The sequence below is a fragment of the Arthrobacter sp. 05L417 genome (genome assembly GCF_056397865.1).
On record NZ_JBFTOG010000090.1, the window covers coordinates 1 to 1,243 of the forward strand.

Here is a 1,243-nt window from a genome sequence, read left to right on the forward strand (position 1 = left end):
GGGACTGCCCCGGCTTTTGTTGACTCGGGGTCTTAGGCCGCTGTGAGCGCGGTCCGGTTGATTGTTTCATATTCGATTGGCGTGAGTTTTCCCAGCCGTCTTTGCCGTCGCCGGCGGTGGTAGGTCCTTTCGATCCAGGTCGTGATGGCGAGGCGCAGTTCCTTCCTGGTGTTCCACCGCTGACGGTCCAGAACGTTCTTTTGCAGCAGCGAGAAGAACGATTCCATTGCGGCGTTGTCCGCGCACGCGCCGACCCTGCCCATCGATCCGGTGAGCCCGTGGTGGCGGAGCGATTCAACGAAGCGGCGGGACCGGAACTGGGAGCCGCGGTCTGAGTGGACCACGGTGCCTTCCGGCCGGCGGGCCCGCACCGCGTTCTCCAGCGCCGCCACGGCCAACAAGGACTTCATCCGTGCATCCATCGAGTACCCGACGATCCTGCCGGAGTAGACGTCCTTCACCGCGCAGAGGTACAGCTTTCCCTCAGCGGTAGGGTGCTCGGTGATGTCGGTCAGCCACAGCTCGTTCGGTGCCGCGGCGGTGAAGTCGCGTTCCACCAGGTCGTCGTGAACAGGCGGCCCGGGCTTCCGGTTCAGGCCCCGCTTCTTCGAAAACACCGACCAGATGCCGTGGTCCCTGCACAAGCGCTGGACCTTGTTCTCACCCGCTGTGATGCCTTTCTCCGGGAGCTCGTCAGCGATGAACCGGTACCCGAACGCCGGGTCCTCGGCATGGATGTCCACGGCAGCGTTCACCAAATGCGCATCGATCCAATCCCGTTCCGTCACCGGGCTGGCCTTCCACCGGTAATAGCCTTGCTTGCTGAATCCCAACACCCTGCAGGTCACCGCCACGGGAACACCCTCGGCGGCAAGATCCGTGACCAGCGGGTAGATCATTTTGGGTTGATGTCCCTGGCCAAATAGGCGGCAGCCCGGCGCAGAATCTCATTCTCCTGCTCCAACAAGCGGTTGCGCTTCTTCAACTCCCGCACCTCGGCCGACTCCGCCGCCACTGGGCCGGCCCCGGACTCCTTACGTTCCGCGATGGCAATCCAGCGCTTGAGCGTCGTGACCGACAGCCCAAAATCCTTCGCAATCTGCGCCAGCGGCGCCTCGCCCTTGCGGGCCACATCAATAACATCCTGGCGGAACTCCGCCCCATAAGCCGTCGGCATGGTCAACATCCTTCCACGAGCACCAGCTCGCTAGGTCAAGGAGTCAACAAAACCGGGGGCAGTCCC

Annotated in this window: 1 protein-coding gene; it reads right to left on the minus strand. The window is 63.2% G+C overall.

The features are described from left to right. Positions 1 to 32: 32 nt before the first annotated feature. Positions 33 to 1,177 (minus strand): IS3 family transposase gene (locus AC1DJW_RS26415; protein ID WP_307055902.1). Its coding sequence is split into 2 segments (ribosomal slippage): positions 33 to 901 and positions 901 to 1,177, totalling 1,146 coding nucleotides; the frame shifts between segments, so codons are not numbered across the junction. Between the last annotated feature and the right edge of the window lie 66 nt (positions 1,178 to 1,243).